Source organism: Pseudomonas guangdongensis, from assembly GCF_900105885.1.
GTDB classification, from domain to species: Bacteria; Pseudomonadota; Gammaproteobacteria; order Pseudomonadales; family Pseudomonadaceae; genus Geopseudomonas; species Geopseudomonas guangdongensis.
Genome location: NZ_LT629780.1, coordinates 812,533 through 827,336, shown reverse-complemented (window position 1 = coordinate 827,336; position 14,804 = coordinate 812,533). Strand labels below are relative to the sequence as shown.

General features: G+C 69.1%; 10 protein-coding genes, 1 tRNA gene and 1 pseudogene. 4 read left to right on the top strand and 8 right to left on the bottom strand.

What is annotated here, in order from left to right; translation table 11 throughout:
• Positions 1–35: 35 nt before the first annotated feature.
• The 4 genes from dctP to BLU22_RS15225 form a co-directional block, all read right to left on the bottom strand.
• On the bottom strand, positions 36–1,028 hold the full coding sequence (gene dctP, locus BLU22_RS03980) for a C4-dicarboxylate TRAP substrate-binding protein DctP (protein ID WP_090212301.1): 993 nt from the start codon (positions 1,026–1,028) through the stop codon (positions 36–38).
• 335 nt (positions 1,029–1,363) lie between these two features.
• Positions 1,364–2,746, bottom strand: a complete 1,383-nt coding sequence (locus BLU22_RS03975; RefSeq protein WP_090212299.1) for a sigma-54-dependent transcriptional regulator — start codon at positions 2,744–2,746, stop codon at positions 1,364–1,366.
• Positions 2,743–4,557, bottom strand: a complete 1,815-nt coding sequence (locus tag BLU22_RS03970; RefSeq protein WP_090212298.1) for a sensor histidine kinase — start codon at positions 4,555–4,557, stop codon at positions 2,743–2,745. Before BLU22_RS03970 ends, BLU22_RS03975 begins: the two co-directional genes overlap by 4 nt.
• A gap of 89 nt (positions 4,558–4,646) precedes the next feature.
• Positions 4,647–6,560 carry a methyl-accepting chemotaxis protein gene (locus BLU22_RS15225; RefSeq protein ID WP_162274133.1) on the bottom strand — a complete coding sequence of 638 codons (1,914 nt, stop codon included), beginning with the start codon at positions 6,558–6,560 and terminating at the stop codon, positions 4,647–4,649.
• Positions 6,561–6,965: 405 nt separating this feature from the next.
• On the opposite strand from BLU22_RS15225, the gene BLU22_RS03960 reads away from it, so the two are divergent.
• The 3 genes and pseudogenes from BLU22_RS03960 to BLU22_RS14930 all read left to right on the top strand — a co-directional run bounded on the left by BLU22_RS03960 (position 6,966) and on the right by BLU22_RS14930 (position 9,553).
• A tRNA-Thr gene (locus tag BLU22_RS03960) sits at positions 6,966–7,041 on the top strand.
• 173 nt (positions 7,042–7,214) lie between these two features.
• Positions 7,215–8,531 (top strand): annotated as a pseudogene (locus BLU22_RS03955) (tyrosine-type recombinase/integrase).
• Between the two features lie 434 nt (positions 8,532–8,965).
• Positions 8,966–9,553, top strand: coding sequence for a hypothetical protein (locus tag BLU22_RS14930; protein WP_157718968.1), 588 nt, complete (start codon positions 8,966–8,968; stop codon positions 9,551–9,553).
• Here BLU22_RS14930 and BLU22_RS03950 read toward each other — a convergent pair.
• Positions 9,483–10,082 (bottom strand): LysE family translocator, encoded by a 600-nt coding sequence (locus BLU22_RS03950; RefSeq protein WP_090212294.1) that lies wholly within the window; start codon positions 10,080–10,082, stop codon positions 9,483–9,485. The two genes, BLU22_RS14930 and BLU22_RS03950, sit on opposite strands and share 71 nt — an antisense overlap.
• Positions 10,083–10,236: 154 nt before the next feature.
• Here BLU22_RS03950 and BLU22_RS03945 point away from each other — a divergent pair, with 154 nt between their 5' ends.
• Positions 10,237–11,676 carry an aminotransferase-like domain-containing protein gene (locus tag BLU22_RS03945; protein ID WP_197676767.1) on the top strand — a complete coding sequence of 480 codons (1,440 nt, stop codon included), beginning with the start codon at positions 10,237–10,239 and terminating at the stop codon, positions 11,674–11,676.
• A gap of 83 nt (positions 11,677–11,759) precedes the next feature.
• Here the strand turns inward: BLU22_RS03945 and BLU22_RS03940 are convergent, their stop codons facing one another.
• From BLU22_RS03940 to ahpC, 3 genes are all read right to left on the bottom strand, one after another.
• Positions 11,760–12,365 carry a hypothetical protein gene (locus tag BLU22_RS03940; RefSeq protein ID WP_090212291.1) on the bottom strand — a complete coding sequence of 202 codons (606 nt, stop codon included), beginning with the start codon at positions 12,363–12,365 and terminating at the stop codon, positions 11,760–11,762.
• Between the two features lie 168 nt (positions 12,366–12,533).
• Entirely contained in the window at positions 12,534–14,090 is a 1,557-nt protein-coding gene (ahpF, locus tag BLU22_RS03935; RefSeq protein ID WP_090212289.1) for an alkyl hydroperoxide reductase subunit F, read from the bottom strand.
• 129 nt (positions 14,091–14,219) lie between these two features.
• On the bottom strand, positions 14,220–14,783 hold the full coding sequence (gene ahpC, locus BLU22_RS03930; RefSeq protein WP_090212288.1) for an alkyl hydroperoxide reductase subunit C: 564 nt from the start codon (positions 14,781–14,783) through the stop codon (positions 14,220–14,222).
• Positions 14,784–14,804 lie beyond the last annotated feature (21 nt).

Genomic DNA, 14,804 nt, shown 5'->3' with positions numbered 1-14,804 from the left:
TCGGGGCCGTGTGCCGGCCCCGACGGGCTGGCCTCTTACTGGGCGTTGGCGGCTTCGGCAGCCTTGATCAGCTCGGCGCCGATCTCACCCTCGAACTTCTTCCACACCGGCTTCATCGCCTCGCGCCACTTGGCACGCTCTTCGTCGCTCAGGGTGATGATTTCGGTGGTCTTGGCTTCGAGGATGCGCTGCTTGTCGCCCTGGTTGAGGGCCTCGGCCTGCTTGTTCACCTCGACGGATACCTCGTCCATGATCTTGCGCAGCTCGGTGCGCACGTCGTCCGGCAGGCCGGTCCAGAACTTGGTGTTGGTGATCACCATGTAGTCGAGCAGACCGTGGTTGGACTCGGTGATGTACTTCTGCACCTCGTGCATCTTCTGCGAGTAGATGTTCGAGTAGGGGTTCTCGGCGCCGTTGACCACGCCGGTCTGCAGGCCCTGGTAGACCTCGGCGAAGCTCATCTTGCGCGGGTTGGCGCGCACCGCCTTGAACTGCTCCTCAAGCACCTGGGAGGCCTGCACGCGGAACTTCAGGCCGCGGGCGTCCTTGGGCTCGTGCAGCGGCTTGTTGGCCGACAGCTGCTTGAGGCCGTTGTGCCAGTAACCCAGGCCGGTGATGCCCTTGTCCTCCATCGAGGACAGCAGGCCCTGGCCGGCGGGGCTGGCCTGGAAACGGTCGACCGCGGCCATGTCGTCGAACAGGAACGGCAGGTCGAAGATCTGGATCGGCTTGGAGTAGTGCTCGAACTTGGCCAGCGACGGGGCGATGATCTGCACGTCGCCGAGCAGCAGCGCTTCCATTTCCTTGCCGTCGCCGAACAGCGAGGAGTTCGGGTAGACCTCGACCTTGACCTTGCCGGCCAGACGCTCCTCGGCGAGCTGCTTGAACAGCAGGGCGCCCTGACCCTTGGGGGTGTGCTCGGCGACCACGTGGGAGAACTTGATCACGATCGGATCGGCAGCCTGGGCCAGACCGGCGATGGTGAGCGAGAGGGCGCAGGCGAGAGCCTTGGCAGTCAGCTTGAACATCGGGGAAATCCTCTTGTTTTAACGGCGCGGCATGGCGCTGGGCGTGATCCGCCGCCGCGCTCGGCGGATGCTGCGCACGTGTTCTGCCGGAGGGGGGGAGGCAGAGGGGACGGGCGAGCGGCCGGCCGTGGCGACGGAAGCGGATGCCATGGCCATAGCAATGCCTGTGCCATCTGTCCGGAAGCGGCGCCGCACGGGCCTTGCAGGGGTGCGCAAGGCCCTCTGTGACGGGCCTTGCGGGGCGTCGTTCGACTTTGGTCTAGGGGTGGCGGCGGGGCCGCCGGGCGTGGTCGGGAAGCGGCCCGCGGCAGGATGGGTGGCGGAATACCGCCGTCTCAGTCGAGCTCGTCGTGCGGGTTTCCGCCACTCTCGCCCAGCTGCAGGCCGTGCTTGCGCAGCTTGTCGTGGAGGGTCTTGCGCGGCATGCCCAGCGCCTCGGCGAGGCTGCGCAGCGAGCCGTGGCCGCGGGCCAGCTCGGCGGCGATCAGGCTGCGCTCGAAGGCCTCGACCCGCGCCGCCAGATTGCCCTCGGCGGGCAGCACGATGGCCGCCTCGCCGAGCCCCAGGTCGAGGCCCAGGGCGAAGCGCTCGGCGGCGTTCTGCAGCTCGCGCACGTTGCCCGGCCAGGCGTGGCCGAGCAGCGCGGCGCGCTCGGTGGCGTCCGGCTGGCGCAGCGCCAGGCCGTGGCGGCCGGCCGCCGCCTCGCCGAAGTGGCGGAACAGCAGCAGCACGTCGTCGCCGCGCTCGCGCAGCGGGGCGATGCGCAGCGGCGCGACGTTGAGGCGGTAGTACAGGTCGGCGCGGAAGCGCCCCTGGTCGGCGGCCAGGCGCAGGTCCTCCTTGGTCGCGGCGATCACCCGGATGTCCAGGGGGATCAGCTGGTTGGAGCCGAGCCGCTCCACCGCGCGCTCCTGCAGCAGGCGCAGCAGCTTGACCTGCACGTCGAGGCTCATGCTCTCGATCTCGTCGAGGAACAGGGTGCCGCCGTTGGCGAACTCGAACTTGCCGATGCGCCGCTTGCTGGCGCCGGTGAAGGCGCCGGCCTCGTGGCCGAACAGCTCGCTTTCCACCACCGACTCGGCCAGGGCGCCGGCGTTGATCGCCACGAACGGGCCGTCGCGGCGGCTGGACAGGTCGTGCAGGGCGCGTGCCACCACCTCCTTGCCGCTGCCGGTCTCGCCGAGGATCAGCACGTCGGCCTGGGTGCGGGCGAGGGTGGCGACCTGCTGGCGCAGGCGCACGATCTCCGGCGACAGGCCGATCAGCCGGCCCTCCAGGGCGTCGCGGCCGGACAGGGTCTGGCGCAGCTGGCGGTTCTCCAGCACCAGGCGGCGCATCGCCAGGGCGCGGCGCACGCCGTCGAGCAGGGTCTCGCTGGGGAAGGGCTTTTCCAGGAAGTCCCAGGCGCCGGCGCGCATCGCCTGCACCGCCAGCGGCACATCGCCGTGGCCGGTGATCAGGATCACCGGCAGCTCGGCGTCGCGGCCGTGCAGCTGTTCCAGCAGTTGCAGGCCGTCGAGGCCGGGCATGCGGATGTCGCTGACCACCACCCCCGGCCAGTCCGCCGGCAGCGCCTGGGCGACGCCGCGGGCATCGCCGCGCGCCTGCACGCGCAGGCCGGCCAGGTCGAGGGTCTGCGACAGCGCCTGGCGCAGGTGCGGGTCGTCGTCGATCAGCAGCACCTCGGTGGCGGCGGCGATGTCGGCTGGGCTGGTCATGAGCGATCCTCCGGGGACGGGGTGCCGAGGCCGGTACCGGCCGGCAGCAGGTTGAGGGTGACCAGGGCGCCGCCGTCCGGGTGGTTGGCCAGCAGCAGCTCGCCGCCGAGGGCGCGGATCAGGCTGTCGCAGATCGCCAGCCCCAGGCCCAGGCCGCGGGCGGTGGTCTTGGTGGTGAAGAACGGCTCGCGGGCGTGCGCCAGCGCCTCGGCGCAGAAGCCCGGGCCATTGTCGTGCAGGCTCAGGCTGATCCGCCCGTCGGCCAGGGTCTGCGCGCTGATCCACAGCCGGCGCGGCGGCGCCTTTTCGGCCATGGCGTCGAAGGCGTTGCTGAGCAGGTTGCCGAGCACCTGGCGCAGGCGCGTCTCGCCGGCCTGCACCCACAGGGTGGCGTCCGGCAGGTCGCGCAGCAGCTCCACCTGCAGGGCGCGGCGCTGATTGGCCAGCAGCGCCAGGGCATCGTCCAGCGCCGGCTGCAGGGCGACGGTTTCCGGCGCCTTACGGTCGCGGCGGGCGAAGGCCTTGAGGTGGCTGATGATCGAGGCCATGCGCGCGGTCAGTTCGCTGATCAGCTTCAGATTGCCGCGGGCGTCGTCGATCCGGCCGTGATCGAGCAGCACGCCGGCGTTGTCGGCGTAGCTGCGGATCGCCGCCAGCGGCTGGTTGAGTTCGTGGCTGATGCTGGCGCTCATGGTGCCCAGCGCCGACAGCTTGCCGGCCTGGACCAGCTCGTCCTGGGCGCGGACCAGCTCCTGCTGGGCCTGCTCGCGCTCCAGCACTTCCTGCTTGAGGCGCTCGGTCAGCGCCACCAGGTCCTCGGTGCGCTCGGCGACTCGCTGCTCCAGCTCGCGGCGGGCATGGGCGTCGAGGGCCAGGCGTTCGAGCAGGTGACGGCGGCGCTGCAGCAGCACGGCGGCGAGCAGCAGCAGCGCCAGCAGGGTCGCCGCGGCGATGGCCAGCACGCTCTGCACCGGGCGTTCGACCAGGCTGCGCGGGGCGAGGATGTTCACCGTCCAGCCGGTTTCGTCGAGGCGATGGCTCTGGCGCAGCCAGGCCTGCTCGCTGAGGCGCAGCGGCTGCGGCTCCTGGGTCGGGTAGGGCAGGTTGGCGGCGATCTCGGCGCGCTCGGCCTCGCCCAGCGGGCGGGTGGCGCGGAAACGCCAGTCGGGGCGCGAGGTGAGGATCACCACGCCGTTGACGTCGCTGACCAGCAACTGCTCGGGGGTGCTGCCGAGCAGGGTCTCGGTGTGGTCGAGGTCGACCTTGACCACCAGCGCGCCGAGGGTCTCGTGGCCGTCGCGCACCGCCGCGGCGAAGTAGTAGCCGCGTTTGCCGGAGGTGGTGCCGAGGCCGAAGAACTGACCGAGGCGCCCGGCCAGCGCCTCGCGGAAATACGGGCGGAAGGCGAAGTTGCGCCCGACGAAGGCGTCGTAGTGACTCCAGTTCGACGCCGCCAGGGTCAGGCCGGCGGGGTTCATCAGGTAGATCACGTCGGCACCGCTCTGCCGGCGCACCCGGTCGAGCAGCTGGTTGGCGGCGTTGACGCTGTCGGCGTCCTCCGGCGCGCGCAGGGCGGCGCGCAGGGCCGGCAGGTCGCCGAGGATGTGCGGCAGCGCCTCGTAGCGGCGCAGGGTGCCGCGCAGGTTGGCGACGTAGAGTTCCAGGGTCTGGCTGCTCTGCTCGGCGACCCGCTCGCGGTAGTAGCGGGTCGCCAGATGCTCGATCGGCCACAGCAGCGGGGCCAGCAGCGCGGCGAGGATCAGCAGGGTGCGCCAGCGCGGGCGGCGCAGCGAGGGGGCGAGGGTGGACATGCAGCGGAGCCGGCGGCGGATCAGCCGGCATTATGCGCCGGGCGACGAACGCCGCGCCAGAGCGCCGGCCCGGCGTTCATCGGGGCGTTTCAGAACTCTTCCCAGTCGTCCTCGGCAGCCGACTTGCGCGGCGCCGCGGGCTTGGCGGTAGCTGCCGGCGGGGCCGGGCGCGGCGCGCTGGCGGGTGCGCTGGCGGCTTGGACGGCCGCCAGCGACGGGGCGTCGGCGTCGTGATGGTGGCCCTTGTGCCAGGCGCTGGCATGGTGGACCGGCGCCTCGACGTGGCCGCGTCGGGCATGGTGAGCGCGCAGGCGCGTCTCGCGCTCGACATGCTCGTGGCCGCTGCCGCCGAGGCGCAGCACCGCCACCGCATTGCTCAGCTCGCTGACCTGGTCCTGCATGGCGCCGGCGGCGCGCGCCGAGTTCAGCACCAGTTCGCTGTTGCGCTGGGTGACGTTGTCCATCTGCGCCACCGCCTGGTTGATCTGCGCGATGCCGCGGGTCTGCTCGTCGGAGGCGGCGGAGATCTCGCCCATGATGTCGTTGACCTTGAGCACCGCCTCGACGACCCGGCCGATGGACTCCTCGGCGCGGCGGACCTGCTCCTCGCCGCCGCGCACCTCCTGGTGCGAGCGTTCGATCAGCTGGCGGATCTCCGCCGAGGCGCTGGCCGAACGGCTGGCCAGGTTGCGCACCTCGCCGGCCACCACGGCGAAGCCGCGACCGTGCTCGCCGGCCCGCGCCGCCTCCACCGAGGCGTTGAGGGCGAGGATGTTGGTCTGGAAGGCGATGGAGTCGATGACCCGGATGATCTCGGCGATCTTCTCGGAACTGGCGGTGATGCGCCCCATGCGGTCGACGACTTCATGCATCGCGCTGCCGCTGTGGCGAACCTCCAGCGCCGCGGCGTCGGCCAGCTGGCTGGCCTGACGTGCGTTGTCGGCGTTCTGCTGCACGGTGGAGGTGATTTCCTCCATGCTCGCCGCGGTCTGCTGCAGCGAGGAGGCCTGCTGCTCGGTGCGCGACGACAGATCCTCGCTGCCATGGGCGATCGACTGCGCGGCGGGGCGCACCACTTCGAGGCTGCGGTTGACGTCGATGACGATGTTGCTGAGGCTCTTGCGCATGATCGCCAGCATGTCCATCAGCTTGCCCAGCTCGCTGCGCGAGCGCGCCGGCGGCTGCGCGGCGAGGTTGCCAGTGGCCACCTGCATGGCGAAGGTCATCGAGGCGCGCAGCTCGCGCAGGAAGTTGCGCAGCAGCAGCGAACCGATGCCCAGCATCAGGCCGCCGACCAACAGCATCAGCAGCAGCTGCGCGGTGAGCAGGCTCTGCTGGTCGGCCTGCATGGTGGCGAGCAGCGCGGCCATGCCGTCGACCTGCTGGCCGCCCAGCTGGTCGAGCTGGCGCAACTGCTCGCTGGCGCGGCGGAAACCGAACAGGCTCAGCGCGGCGCACAGCCCCAGCAACAGCAGGTTGAGGGCGATCATGCCGTTGAGGCGGGTCTTCAGGGCCTGCGGGTTGATGTGCCGCAGCCAGCTGCGCAGGCCGCTCTGCACCACCTGCCCGCGATGCAGGCGGATGCCGCGCCCGTCGCCGGCCTTGAGGCGCGCATAGACGGCTTCCGCCTCGCGCCGTTCGTCCTCGTCGGGGCGCACCCGCACCGAAGAGTAGCCCATCAGCGTGCCGTTCTCGATGATCGGCGCGACGTTGGCGCGCACCCAGTAGTAGTCGCCGTTCTTGCGGCGGTTCTTCACCAGACCGCTCCAGATCTCGCCGCGCTCGATGGTCTGCCAGAGGTCCGCGAACGCCTGCTCGGGCATGTCCGGATGGCGCACCAGGCTGTGCGGCGCACCGATCAGCTCCTCGTGGGAGTAGCCGCTGACCTCGACGAAGGCCGGCGCGGCATAGGTGATGCGACCCTTGAGGTCGGTACGCGACAGCAGGTTCTGGTCGTCGCGTATCTGGTACTCATGCTGGGTGACTGGCTGACTCTTGCGCATCGTGTGTCCCTGTCGTTCTTGTGTATTCAGTACCGCGCATGACTTCGGCCCGGAGCGAGACAGCAGATGGCCGATCCCTGACTGCAGCGCCGACAAACGGGCCGCGACGCAGCAATGTACGCCCGCGCCATAGTGGCAAAATTGACACCGGTCACGAACTTGACGCTTCCGGAGCGTCGGCGGGGTGCGTCGTTTTTTGTACAAAAATGCGCCGATTTCATGGCGCGATTCCCCTGATGGGCCATGGCGCCTGATAAATCCCAATACTTTCATAGGGTTATTGCAGCGGTGTGGCAATGTGCCGGCACTTCGGCAAAACCGCCGCCCGACTCCTGGCGGTCGGCTGCCGATTGCCCGAAGATTGGGTTTACTCGGCGCTGCCAGTCGTTATAATGCGCACCCTGTGCCGGTATAGCTCAGCTGGTAGAGCAACTGACTTGTAATCAGTAGGTCCCGGGTTCGATTCCTGGTGCCGGCACCACAAACACTATCCTGACTTGCGCCGAGTTCGCCCGAGTAAGACAGGAACCCTAGAGAAACCGGCCCTTGCGCCGGTTTTTCTATTTCTGGGGTTTGCCCGAGTTCGCCTAGATACCCCCGTGGTTTAGGGGTATGTTTCGGGGTACGTCGATTCGATTCGGAAAACGTACCCCTATGGCGCGCACCGTCACCCCCCTTACCGATCCCAAGTGCGAGGCTGCCAAGCCCCGCGACAAGGACTACAAACTGTTCGACGGGCAGGGGCTTTTCCTGCTGGTGAAGTCGTCCGGGGTGAAGACCTAGCGCCTCAAGTTCACCCGGCCAGACGGCAGGGAAGGGCTGGCCACCTTCGGCAACTACCCGGCCCTTGGCCTGAAAGCAGCCCGGGAGCGCCGCGCCGAAGCCTTGGAGCTGCTGGCCATCGGGCGCGATCCGGTGGAGGCCGCTCGGCTGGCCAAGGTAGAGGCGGCGACTGCCAGAACAAACACCTTCGAGGCGCTGGCCCGCGAGTGGCACAGCGTCTGCGCTCGTAAGTGGAAGCCGCACCACGCCGCCACGGTGCTGCGCCGGATGGAGCTTCACCTGTTCCCCACCCTGGGCCTGCGACCAGTGGCCGATCTGAAGGCCCGCGACCTGCTGGCGCCGCTCAAGGCGGCCGAGCGCCGCGACACCCTGGAGACGGCCAGCCGCCTGCGCCAGTACATCGCCGGCATCCTGCGCATGGCGGTACAACACGGGATCATCGACACCAACCCGGCCAGCGATCTGAAAGGCGCCACGGCGACCCGCAAGACGGCCCACCGCCCGGCCCTGCCGCTGGAACGTCTGCCCGAGCTGCTGGCGCGGACGGATGCCTACAACGGGCGCCAGCTCACCCGCATGGCCGTACAGCTCACCCTGCTGGTGTTCATCCGCTCCAGTGAGCTGCGCTTTGCCCGCTGGGAGGAAATCGACTTCGATCGGGCCCTGTGGACGATCCCCGCCGAGCGCCAGCCCTTCGAGGGCGTCCGGCATTCCACCCGGGGCGCCAAGATGGCCACGCCGCACCTTGCCCCCCTGAGCCGGCAAGCCCTGGCGCTGCTGGCCGAGGTGCGCCAGCTGACGGGGCGCTTCGAGCTGATCTTTCCCAACGATCACGCCCACTGGAAGCCGATGAGCGAGAACACCACTAACGCCGCCCTGCGCCGCATGGGCTACGACACCAAGACCGAGGTATGCGGCCACGGCTTCCGGGCGATGGCCTGTTCCGCCCTGGTGGAGTCGGGGCTGTGGAGCCGTGACGCGGTAGAGCGGCAGATGAGCCACCAAGAGCGCAACGGGGTACGTGCGGCCTACATCCACAAGGCCGAGCACATCGAGGAGCGCCGGCTCATGTGCCAGTGGTGGGCCGACTACCTGGACGCCTGCCGGGAGAAGTACGCGACCCCTTACGACTTCGCCAACCGTGGCGAGGAGGCCGCCAACGTGGTGGCGCTCAAGCGCAAGGGCTGAGAGCTGTTCCCCCGGTTCCCTGAAATCTCACGAAAGGGTAAGTCGCATGCGACCCTTCCCCCTGCTGGTGGGCCTTGGGGCTGCCTGTCGGTTTTCTGCCTGACCATGACGTTTTTCCGGGGGAACCGAGAGAACCGGGGGAACCGCCAGAGCTGGCGCGGGTTCCAGCGGTTCCCCCGCGAAAAACACTGAGGGAACCGAGGGAACCGGACAGGCCGCCAGCGCCAGCAACCGCACACCCGGCGCAGATTCCCAGCCCGGCGCAGCCTGGGAAAAACTTTCTCATGCCTTGCGGTACAATCCCGGCAACCGCTGTTGATCTATACAGCCATTAAACCAGCCACCCCAGCAACATTGCGCGCAGTGGAGGCGTGCCGCAGGGGTGGCCGATCAATGCCAGGGACAGGCCGAATAACGAGTGGGGACGCAACGTCATGACGGCACGCTTCGGGCGCATTCAGTTAGACAGGATCACCTCCGAATGGGAGGAAGGCCATCCGATCAATCCGCGCCTGCTGGCCGGAGAAGTGGCGGCGCTGTTGCGAACGCTGGCACCTGCTGACCACCCGATTCACGAAACCTACGCATCGGCCATCCTGAGCGCGACGCCTGGCGGCTGTGTCGTCACATATAGCGCCCTGGCCGATTACTTCGAGAGTGCCAGCGCAGGCAGGCCCGCCGCGACGATCACCACCAGTGCCGGCCCCGTCCCTGGCGCCGCCGTGCTGATCTGGCGTCAGTGGCTCCACACGCTCGCCGAAGAGGCCACCAAGCGTGCCACCCTGGTGGCAGGCTTCGCCATCCCGGCAAATGACAGTCCCGGTGCCGCACCATATAAAGCAACGACAAAGGCCCGCAGCAGTGCGGGTCTTTGTCGTTTTTGGCGTTTAAGTTTTTTAGGGTGCCCAGCCGGTGCTGCCGATCTCGATCTGGGTAGGGCCGCTGGCGGTATTACAGCCCCAGCTCCTCCACCAGCAACCACAGCGCCGTGGCGGCCAGCAGGCCGGCCATGGCGAGGTTGAACAGGCGCAGGGCGCGGTCCTGTTGCAGCCAGTGGCGCAGGCGTTCGCCGCCCCAGGCCCAGACCGCGATGCACGGCAGGTTGACCGCCAGCGCCAGCAGGGCCATGGCCGCGGCGGCGCTGAGCTGGCCGTCGCGGGGCATGAACAGCACGCAGGCGTTGAGGACCATCACCCAGGCCTTGGGGTTGATCCACTGGAACAGGGCGGCGGCGAGAAAGCCCATCGGCCGGGCTGTTTCGCGCCGTTCGGGCGCGGCGGCGCGGGCCAGGCGCAGCGACAGCCAGAGCAGGTAGGCGCAGCCGGCCACCGCCAGTGCGGGGCGGACGGCGCCGAGCCAGCCGGCGATCTGGGCGAACAGGACGGCGCAGAGCAGCAGTTGCACGGAGCAGCCGAGGGCGATGCCGAGCATGTGCGGCAGGGTGCGGCGGAAGCCGAAGTTCACCCCCGAGGCGGTGAGCATGATGTTGTTGGGGCCGGGGGTGATCGACATCACGCCCATGTAGCTGGCCAGGGCGAGGGCTTCGAACATGGCGGGATCCTGCGCTGAATCGTGGGCAGTCCATGCTAGGCAGCGCCGCGCGAGGGTGACAGACTCACGAAAACATCATTGTCATGGTGACAGATTGGCCGGGAAGGCGACTGTCACCATCGCTTGGCCTTCCCGCTGTCACCGGTGTTTCGCGATGAATGCCCCCGTCCGCTACCGTCAACTGGCCGCCGAGCTGGCCGAGGCCATCGACCGCGGCAGCCTGCCGGCCGGCGCGCGGCTGCCCTCGGTGCGCGCCTGTGCGGCGCAGCATGCGCTGAGCTTGAATACCGTCACCGCCGCCTATCGCTTGCTGGAGGATCGCGGCCTGATCGAGGCGCGCCCGCAGTCCGGCTACTACGTGCGCAGCAGCCTGCCGGCGCTGCAGCGGCCGCTGCGCGCGCGGCCGTCCGGGGTGCGCGCCAGCGGCGAGCTGGACGAGCTGATGAGCGTGGTGCTGCAGTGCCAGCAGCGCGAGGACCATGTCGACCTGGCCCTGGCCTGTCCGCGCGGCGAGATGTTCTATCCCGGCGCCAAGCTGGCCCGGCTGACCGCCGCGCTGCTGCGCCGCCAGCCGCAGCTGGTCGGCCGCTACGCCCTGCCGCCCGGCTCGCTGCGCCTGCGCACGCAGATCGCCCGGCGCGCCAAGCTGCTGGGCATGGATCTGGCCGCCGACGACATCCTGCTCACCCATGGCGCGATGGAGGCGCTGCAGCTGGCCCTGCGCGCGGTGACCCGCGCCGGCGATACGGTGGGCATCGAGTCGCCCAGCTACTTCAACCTCTATCCCCTGCTGGCCAGCCTCGGCCTGCGCGCACTGGAGATTCCCACCCACCCGCAGCACGGCCTGGCGCTGGACGCCCTGGAGCTGCTGCTGGAGGAGAAGCGCCTGCAGGCCATCGTCGCCATGCCGACGGTGCACAACCCGCTGGGCTGCAGCATGCCGCTGGCCGCCAAGCGGCGCCTGGCCGAGCTGGTCAACCGCCATCGCGTGCCGCTGATCGAGGATGCGCTGTACGCCGAGCTGCAGTTCGTCGAGCCGCTGCAGCCGACGGTCAAGGCCTTCGACAGCGAGGGCTGGGTGATGGTCTGCGCCAGCTATACCAAGACCCTGGCGCCGGACTACCGCATCGGCTGGCTGGAGGCCGGGCGCTTCGCCGAGACGGTGCGCAAGCTGAAGTTTTCCTCCACCGTCGCCGAGTCGCTGCTGCTCGGCGAGACGGTCGGGGCGTTTCTCGAAAGCGGCGGCTACGACCACCACATGCGTGCCCTGCGCCGGCGCTACGCCGCCCAGGTGGACGCGGTGCGCGGGCTGATCGCCCGGCACTTTCCGGCGGGCACTCGCGCCACCCAGCCGGCCGGCGGCTTCCTGCTGTGGCTGGAGCTGCCGGCGTCGGTGGACAGTCTGGCGCTATTCCACGCCGCGCTGGCCGAGCGCATCGTGATCATTCCCGGCCTGCTGTATTCCACCGGGGCGCGCTACCGGCACTGCCTGCGGCTGTCCTGCTGCTATCCGCTGGACGAGCGGGCCGGCGCGGCGCTGCGCCGGCTCGGCGAGCTGGCCTGTGCGCTGGCCGGCAGCGGCGCGGCGGACTGAGGGGGCTGGGCGCGGCGCGGAGACGGCGCGCCGGCCGGGGAGGATCTGGCTGCCGTGCCGCCGGGTGGCGGCATGGTGCGGGCTCAGTCGGCGTCGCTTGCGGCCAGCACCGCTTCCAGGCGCGCCTGCAGTTCGTCGCGGTACGCCTGGGAGTAGGCGCGGCCGTACATCGCCTCGCCCAGCGCGGTGAGCGCGTGCTGCACCAGCTCGCGGGCCACCCACAGGTTGGCGGCGTCCGGGTCCTTCTCGTCGTCCAGCGCCAGGCGCAGTTCGCTGAGCGCCTGGTCGCGGTTCGACTGGGTCGGCGAGCCGTGGTTGATCGAGTCGCTGATCGCGCTTTCGGTCTGCTCCAGCAGGTCGCGCGGCACCCAGCAGCCGGCGGCGTACTTGCCGGCGGTGAAGCGCAGCGCGGCCTGGATGGTCTGCTGGGTGGCCAGCTGCAGGTTGCCCTCGCAGTTGAGGGCGGCGTAGCGCTGCAGGCTGCCGGGCGGCAGGGTGCCGCTGCGCTGTTTCTCCAGCAGCTCGGCGCAGCGCTGGCGCAGTTCGTCCTCCAGCTCGCCGTGCTGCTGGGCGTGCTCGCGGTACTGCATGGCCTCGGTGGCCAGCAGGCGTACCAGGCGGGCGGGAATCTCCACCGGGTCCTGGCTGTCCAGCAGGCGCAGCAGGAGGGTGTGCGTCAGTTCGTTCATGTGCCGTGCGACCTCACGTATGCATGACCCCGGCGGCAGGATCATTGGCGTTGTTTTTCTGACGTGAATGGTAGCCTGCCGGGGGCTTTCCCACAGCACAAAAACAGCGAACCCGCGCCTGGGCGCGGGTTCGCTGCGGGGATCGGGACGGCTCGGCCGAGCCGTCCCTCAGCTCTGGCGGATCAGGTGGTCGAAGGCGCTCAGCGAGGCCTTGGCGCCTTCGCCGACGGCGATGACGATCTGCTTGTAGGGCACGGTGGTCACGTCGCCGGCGCCGAACACGCCGGGGATGCTGGTCTGGCCCTTGGCGTCGACGATGATCTCGCCGAAGCGGCTCAGCTCGACGGTGCCCTTGAGCCAGTCGCTGTTGGGCAGCAGGCCGATCTGCACGAAGATGCCTTCCAGCTCGACGCTGTGGCTCTGGTCGGTATGGCGGTCCTTGTAGACCAGGCCGGTGACCTTCTGGCCGTCGCCCTTGACCTCGGTGGTCTGCGCCATGGTGATGATGGTCACGTTGGGCAGGCTGCGCAGCTTGTTCTGCAGCACCGCGTCGGCGCGCATCTGCTCGCCGAACTCCAGCAGGGTGACGTGGGCAACGATGCCGGCCAGGTCGATGGCCGCCTCGACGCCGGAGTTGCCGCCGCCGATCACCGCCACGCGTTTGCCCTTGAACAGCGGGCCGTCGCAGTGCGGGCAGTAGGCCACGCCGCGGCCGCGGTATTCCTGCTCGCCGGGGACGTTCATCTCGCGCCAGCGCGCGCCGGTGGCGAGGATCACGGTTTTGGCCTTCAGCTCGCCGCCGTTGTCGAACTGCACGGTGTGCAGGTCGCCCTCGCGCTCGGCGGGGATCAGCTTGCTGGCGCGCTGCAGGTTCATGATGTCGACCTCGTACTGGCGCACGTGCTCTTCCAGCGCGCGTGCCAGTTTCGGGCCTTCGGTTTCCGCCACCGAGATGAAGTTCTCGATTGCCATGGTGTCGAGCACCTGGCCGCCGAAGCGCTCGGCGGCGACGCCGGTGCGGATGCCCTTGCGCGCGGCGTAGATGGCCGCCGAGGCGCCGGCCGGGCCGCCGCCGACCACCAGCACGTCGAAGGCGCTCTTGGCCTTGAGCTTCTCGGCGTCGCGGCTGGCGCTGCCGGTGTCGAGCTTGGCGAGGATTTCCTCGACGCCCATGCGCCCGGCGCCGAACGGCTCGCCGTTGAGGTAGATGCTCGGCACCGACATGATCTGCCGCGCCTCCACCTCGTCCTGGAACAGCGCGCCGTCGATGGCCACGTGGCGGATGGCGGGATTGAGCACCGCCATCAGGTTCAGCGCCTGGACCACGTCCGGGCAGTTCTGGCAGGACAGCGAGTAGTAGGTCTCGAAGTGGAATTCGCCTTCCAGGCTCTGGATCTGCTCGATCAGCTCGGCCGACAGCTTGGACGGGTGGCCGCCCACCTGCAGCAGGGCCAGCACCAGCGAGGTGAACTCGTGGCCCATCGGCAGGCCGGCGAAGCGCACGTTGACGTCGCGGTCGTGGCGCACCAGGGCGAAGGAGGGCACGCGGGCGTCGCGGCCGGCGGTGTTCAGGGTGATCTTCTCGCTCAGGCTGTTGATGTCGTTGAGCAGGGCGAGCAGTTCCTGGGATTTGGCGCCGTCATCCAGGGACGCGACGATCTCGAACGGCTGGGTGACCTTTTCGAGGTAGGCCTTCAACTGGGTTTTAAGATTGGCGTCCAGCATGGTGACGGTGTCCTCTGCGGAATTCGGGATGCGGAATTCGGAAAAAAGAATGCCCGGGCGAAGGCGCCCAGGCATTCGGGCGCTGGGAGGGGGCGAGCCCCTCCGCGGCGCGGCAGCGGGGGAGGCTGCTTAGATCTTGCCGACCAGATCCAGCGACGGAGTCAGGGTCTGGGCGCCTTCCTTCCACTTGGCCGGGCAGACCTGGCCGGGGTTGTTGGCGACGAACTGGGCGGCCTTCAGCTTGCGCAGGGTCTCGCTGACGTCGCGGGCGATGGCGTTGTCGTGGATTTCCAGGGTCTTGATCACGCCTTCCGGGTTGATGATGAAGGTGCCGCGCAGGGCCAGGCCTTCTTCCGGAATGTGCACGCCGAAGGCGTTGGTCAGCTGGTGGGTCGGGTCGCCGACCAGCGGGAACTGGGCCTTGCCGACGGCCGGGGAGGTTTCGTGCCAGACCTTGTGGGAGAAGTGGGTGTCGGTGGTGACGATGTACACCTCGGCACCGGCCTTCTGGAACTCGGCGTAGTTGTCGGCGGCGTCCTCGATCTCGGTCGGGCAGTTGAAGGTGAAGGCGGCCGGCATGAAGATCAGCACGGACCACTTGCCCTTCAGGGACTGCTCGGTGACCTGGATGAACTCGCCGTTGTGGAAAGCGTTGGCCTGGAACGGTTGAACCTGGGTGTTGATGAGGGACATTCGCTGAACTCCTTCGGAGGT